General features: G+C 67.7%; 5 protein-coding genes. 4 read left to right on the top strand and 1 reads right to left on the bottom strand.

Features of this window, described 5'->3' with window-relative positions; all coding sequences use genetic code 11:
- Positions 1-316 precede the first annotated feature (316 nt).
- On the top strand, positions 317-1,147 hold the full coding sequence (locus AB0J09_RS54690; RefSeq protein ID WP_360710208.1) for a transposase: 831 nt from the start codon (positions 317-319) through the stop codon (positions 1,145-1,147).
- A gap of 513 nt (positions 1,148-1,660) precedes the next feature.
- Here AB0J09_RS54690 and AB0J09_RS54685 read toward each other — a convergent pair.
- On the bottom strand, positions 1,661-2,269 hold the full coding sequence (locus tag AB0J09_RS54685) for a hypothetical protein (protein WP_360710206.1): 609 nt from the start codon (positions 2,267-2,269) through the stop codon (positions 1,661-1,663).
- A gap of 204 nt (positions 2,270-2,473) precedes the next feature.
- Here AB0J09_RS54685 and AB0J09_RS54680 point away from each other — a divergent pair, with 204 nt between their 5' ends.
- Genes AB0J09_RS54680 through AB0J09_RS54670 form a run of 3 tightly spaced genes read left to right on the top strand, consistent with a single transcriptional unit; the run spans position 2,474 to position 4,880 of the window.
- On the top strand, positions 2,474-2,887 hold the full coding sequence (locus tag AB0J09_RS54680; protein WP_360710204.1) for an SgcJ/EcaC family oxidoreductase: 414 nt from the start codon (positions 2,474-2,476) through the stop codon (positions 2,885-2,887).
- Between the two features lie 22 nt (positions 2,888-2,909).
- Positions 2,910-3,803 carry an alpha/beta hydrolase gene (locus tag AB0J09_RS54675; protein WP_360710202.1) on the top strand — a complete coding sequence of 298 codons (894 nt, stop codon included), beginning with the start codon at positions 2,910-2,912 and terminating at the stop codon, positions 3,801-3,803.
- 57 nt (positions 3,804-3,860) lie between these two features.
- A complete protein-coding gene (locus AB0J09_RS54670; RefSeq protein ID WP_360710200.1) occupies positions 3,861-4,880 on the top strand; it encodes a sigma-70 family RNA polymerase sigma factor in 1,020 nt (339 codons plus the stop codon).
- Positions 4,881-5,600 lie beyond the last annotated feature (720 nt).

Here is a 5,600-nt window from a genome sequence, read left to right as displayed (position 1 = left end):
ACCTGCGCGGCGCTGATCGCGGCGATGGCGGACGCGCGGGCTGAGGGGTGGGGCCTGCGCAGGATCGGCGTGAGCGCCGGGATCTCGCATGAGCAGGTACGCCGGCGTCGCGATAGGCCCGTACGTCTGGTCCGTACGTACGCGGGTTAAAGGGGTACGGCCACCGCTGTGATCATTCAGGTGTGATGGAACTGAAGATCGTGCGATGGCCGCGTTGCGTGCGCCAGTCACGCGATCGTCGCGGCGGGTGTGTCAGGCTGCTGGGACGGTGAACAGACCCTGGCCTACTCCCTGAACGAGCGGCTGGAGGAAGGACATGCTGTTGCTCGCCGATCGCGGCTTCTACAGCTTCTACGCCTGGGGTCAGGCCCGCCGTAGCGGCGCCCAGCTGCTGTGGCGGGTGCAGGCCGGGCTCCGCCCGTACTGGCTGTGCGACCTGGACGACGGATCCTGGCTCGCGGTCATCACCAATCCCGTGGTCGGCCTGCACAAGTCGCAGAAGGACCGGCTGCGTGAAGACGCCCGCCAGGGCCGGCCCCTCGACCCCGACCGGGCGGTGGTCGTTCGCGTGCTCGACTACACCGTGCCCGACCGCAAAGGCGACCACATCCGGCTGATCACCAGCATCCTCGACCCGGCCGAGGCTACCGCCGAGCACCTGGCCTCCTGCTACCACCAGCGGTGGGAAGCCGAAACCGGGTTCGACCAGCTGAAGACCCATCTGCGCGGGCCGGGCCGGATTCTACGGTCCCGCACCCCCGACCTGGTGCGCCAGGAGATCTGGGCCTACCTCCTCACCCACTGGCCCCTGGCCACCCTGATCTGCGTCGCGGCCACCACCGCAGGGGTCGACCCCGACCGGATCAAGTTCCTGGCCACCCTGCGCATCGTGCGCCGCTCGGTCACGACCAGGCGGCCTTTCCCCCTGCAACCCACGACACCCTCTGGATGCGCACCGTCCACTACGTCGGTCGGCCTCGCAACCGCAACCCCTCCCGCCGACACCGCAGCTACCCCCGAGCCGTCAAACGCACCCGACGAAGCAGTTACAGAGAACGCCGCCCCTCCGACAAGGGCATCCGGCACGCTGGACCGCCCACCGTCGCGCTCTTGCCCCGGCAACCTCAAACCAGAGCATGATCGTTAACTAAACGGCGGGCTTGGCCGGCGGCGGGGTCAGTGGGAGCAGAAGAACGAGTCGAACACCGTGCCGTTCCCATCGTCGGTGACGCTCAGCAACGCCTGGCCGTCCACGATCTCGACGGTGAGCTCCACGCCGGTCCGTGCGTGCCGTTGGGCATGCGACCAGGGCTGGAGATCCGTCGAAGGATCGGTGGCTGGCCACCGGGCAGGACACGTGGAGAGCCCTGTGCTCGGAAACGGGCACGCCGGGTTCCGGGCGGCGGCTCGGGGAAACGGACCAGCGGCAACACCGACACCGCGCCCCGAGCCGACCGCTCAAGCGCAGTGCGGCCCTCCCCTTGCGGCGGGCTGTGTATACAGCGCGGTCACATGGGGCGGCTCGCCGGTCATGAGTGTGCCCTCGTCCGACGTCCCCGCGGAGCCTCCGGCCGTCGCAGTACCATCCCCGCGCCGGCGCCGTGCGGGGATCCCGAATCGGGACGGAACCCGTCGCCTCCCGCCCGGCGGTCGACAGTGATCACCCCGTTGACGAGCACGACGTCGACGCCGTTGGGGGCGGGCGTGTCGAACGTCGCGTTCTCCCCGATGGTCGCCTCGTCGAACACCACGACATCGCCGCGCATGCCCACTCGCAAAATTCCGTGGTCCACCAGGCCCAACAGCGAGGCGGGAACCGGGTCATCTTCCGCAGCGTGGTCTCGAGCGGCAGCGCCCGCTTCTCCCGTTTGTACTCGCCCAACACCTTCGGGAATGCGCCGTAGCTGCGTGGATGGCACGGAGCCAGCCAGGCCTGGTTGAACCCGTCGGTGCAGATCGCGACGTACGGCAATGAACGGTAGCGGCGAACTGCGTCCTCACTCATGCTCAGGTCGGACCCCATGACGGCGTCGTCCCACTCGACGGGCAGCATCTCCAGGATCAGGGCCGCCACCGTCTCGAGTGTCGGGACGACTCGACGGTCTGGTGCCCACTGGCCCGCGCCCTCGTCGTCGTCGGAGGACAGGCTGCAGCGGCGGTTGGGTCTCCAGTCTTGTATGGCCATCTCGGCGGCCATGACGAGGTCGGTGCCGCGGACCAGAGTGATGGCGAAGGTGTGGCGCAGGATGTTGGCGGTGCTGTCATCCATGCCAGCGTTCGAGGCGATGGTGGCGTGCGTAAATCTCGAAGCGGTGTCAGTTGCGTGGGCTGTGCGTACTCACGCGCCCCCCCGAGCGGAGCCGTGCGAGCAAGCCGTTCCGGTCACCACGAGGGCAGCGATTCCTTTTCGGCGGTTGCGCGGTCTTCATTGTTGAAGGTCTTACCACGCACGACGTCTGAAAGGGGAAGAGCCATGACGGTCAACAACATCTCGCTCACCGAGCCCGGCCGCGCGGTATGCGCGGTGCTGGATGAGGTGTACGCCGCTTGGGCCGAAGGCGACGCGGATGCCTTCGTCGCGCCGTACGCCAAAACCGCCACCGCGGTCCTGCCGGGCATGTACCTGCCCGACCGGGAGGCGATCCGGTCCACCATGGCAGCCCTGCTCACCGGTGAGCTCAAGGGCTCCAAGGCCGTCCACGAGGTACAGAGCATCAGGTTCGTCGACGCCGACGTTGCCATCGTGATCAGCAAGGGTGCCGTGCTGCTCGCCGATCAGACCGAGCCGGACGCCGCCAACCATGCGTTGGAGACGTGGGTGCTGTCCAGGCAAGACAGCCTCTGGCGGGTTCAGGCTTTCCACAACTGTCCACAACACACCGCCTGAGCGGGGAGAGGGAGACACAGCAATGCCGAGCAAGGAATCAGAAGCGGTCAAGAGGCACTGGGCTGCGGTCCGACTGGCCGCTGGGCTGCCGGTGGCCGAGCGGCCGGACGACGAGTCCTGGGGCAACCTGACGGCCGAACCACGGGAGGTCGGCTACATCGAGGCCGACGCGGCCGGCCTGCCCGCGATCTGGGCGGTGCCCAAGGGAAGCGCCGAGGACCGAGTGCTGCTGTACATACACGGTGGCGGGTTCGTCAGCGGGTCGGTCTCCTCACACCGCAAGCTGTTCGGCCATCTGGCCAAGGCGACCGGGACCCGGGCGCTGATGTTCGAATATCGTCTGGCCCCCGCCCACACCCATCCGGCGCAGGTCGACGACGCGACCGCGGTTTACCGGTGGCTGCTCGACCAGGGAATCAGCCCCGGTCACATCGCCTTCGCCGGCGATTCCTGCGGCGGCGGACTGTCGATCACCACCCAACTGCGAGCCCGGGAACGAGGCCTGCCGTTGCCCGCGGCGTCGATGCCGTTCTCGCCGTGGGTGGACATGGAAGCTATTGGGCAATCGTATGAGACCAACCGCGACAAGGACGCCTTCTTCTCCACTGACGTGGTCCGCGGGTTGGCCGACATGTTCCTAGGAGCAGATGGCGACCGCCGCGATCCGCTGGCCAACCCGCTGTACGCCGACCTGACCGGCCTCGGACCCATCTACATCCAGGTGGGCGGAGACGAGGTGTTGCTGGATGATGCCCGCCGGCTGGATGAGCATGCCCGCCAAGCCGGTGTCGACGTCCAGCTCAACATCTTTCCCGACATGCAGCACACCTTCCAGATGGCTGCCGGAAGGGCGCCGGAGGCCGATGAGGCGATCCGCCGGATGGCCGAATGGGTACGACCCAAACTCGGCCTGTAACGTTTCGCTCATCACCCAGGGTCAACGGTGCCGCTGGGTGACTCACGGGGAGTGTTGATGATGCCAAAGGCGGGAGCGGTACCCGACGCCGACGAGTTCACCGAACGTACCGAGCCGTTTCGGCGCGAGTTGCTCGCGCACTGCTATCGCATGCTGAGTTCAGCCGACGAGGCCGAGGACCTCGTGCAGGAGACCTACCTCAGGGCATGGCGCTCCTACGGCACCTTCGAGGGCCGCTCATCGCTCCGGGCCTGGCTGTATCGCATCGCCACCAACGCCTGCCTGACCGCGCTCGAGCACCGCGGTCGGCGGGCGTTGCCGTCCGGCTTGGCCGGCCCCGCCGACGACCCCGACAGCCCACCGGCTCCGGACGACCCCGACGTGGCATGGTTGCAGCCGATCCCCGACACGCTGGTGACCCCGGAATCGGACGACCCCGCGGCAATCATCGCCGCACGGGAGAGCCTGCGCCTGGCGCTCGTCGCGAGCCTGCAGTACCTGCCCGCGCGGCAGCGGGCAGTGTTCCTCCTACGAGAGGTGCTCGACTTTCCCGCCGCCGAGGTGGCGGCCATGCTCGGTACGTCGATCGCTGCGGTCAAGAGCGCCCTGCAGCGGGCCCGCACTCGCCTCGACGAAGCAGCCCCGGAACACGAGCAGATCATCGAGCCCACCGATCCGCACGCCCAAGCACTGCTCGAGCAGTACATCACCGGCTTCGAGAACGCCGACACGGCCGCCCTGGAACGGGCCCTGCGCACCGACGCCGCAATAGAGCTGGTCGGGACACTTGCCTGGTTCTCCGGCCGCGTGACCTGCCTACGCTTCCTCACCCACGTGATGGGATCCCGCGGGGACTGGCGAATGATCCCGACCTTGGCCAACGGGCAGCCCGCCGCGGCCGCATACCTCCGCGACGGCGACGGGATCCACCGGGCGTGGGGACTCGGCATCCTCACCGTGACCACCACGGGCATCACCAGCATCACGGTCTTCCAGGGCGGCCACGACCTGATGGCCAAGTTCGGTCTCCCGCCCATCCACTCGGCCGCTAAAGCGCCCTCCTCCACCCAGCGATGAGCCACGATCGGCCAGTACTCGAACCCGACCGCACCCGGGCCTCGTGCAGCAGGCCCGCCTTCAGCACAATCCGCTTGGCCTCGCCGTAGTCGCGCACCTCAGCGGCATCCAGCACCCGCGCCTCCTCTTGGAGGTAGGCGCCCCTTGAGCCGGGCATCACTGGCCCCAGCCATCCCATCTAGCCAGGCCAGATGGTCCAGATGCCGGCGCAAGCGGGTCACCGTCGCCTGCGCAAGCGCCCTTCTTGGCCCGGCCATGTCCGCTGCGACCGGTGGCCGAATCCGCCCCAGCATCGCCAGCCTCCACGCATGGTCCTCAAAGCTCATCCGCCCGTGGATCAGCGCGCAGATGCCGCCATTGACCTCGGCCTTCGAGGCTGCGTGCAGAAATCGGCGCTAGTAAACTGATCTTCGTTCGGTTCGCTGACGCGACAGATTTGGCCTGGCCGCTGGGCTCCGTGCGAGCACCAGGAACGGCGTATCGTACGGCAGGCTACGCCGCTGAGGGCAACACGAACGTGGCACAGTGCAGTCACCGCTCCCACCCACCCATTCACGGGAAGCGGGAGATCCCCAGCTCGCGGAGACGATCAACCTGTAACTTTCGGCGGGGTGTGTCCAGTCAGTGGCTCTGGCGCACTTTCGGTGGTGACGGAACGTGATTGTTCGTGTCGGTACATGGCTATCTCGGGGTGCTGTGTCAGCGTGACGCCGGTGTGAC

It is taken from the genome of Nonomuraea sp. NPDC049784, assembly GCF_040659615.1.
GTDB lineage: Bacteria > Actinomycetota > Actinomycetes > Streptosporangiales > Streptosporangiaceae > Nonomuraea.
Note: the sequence above shows the minus strand (reverse complement) of the source record. Positions and strands in the feature narration are given on the sequence as shown.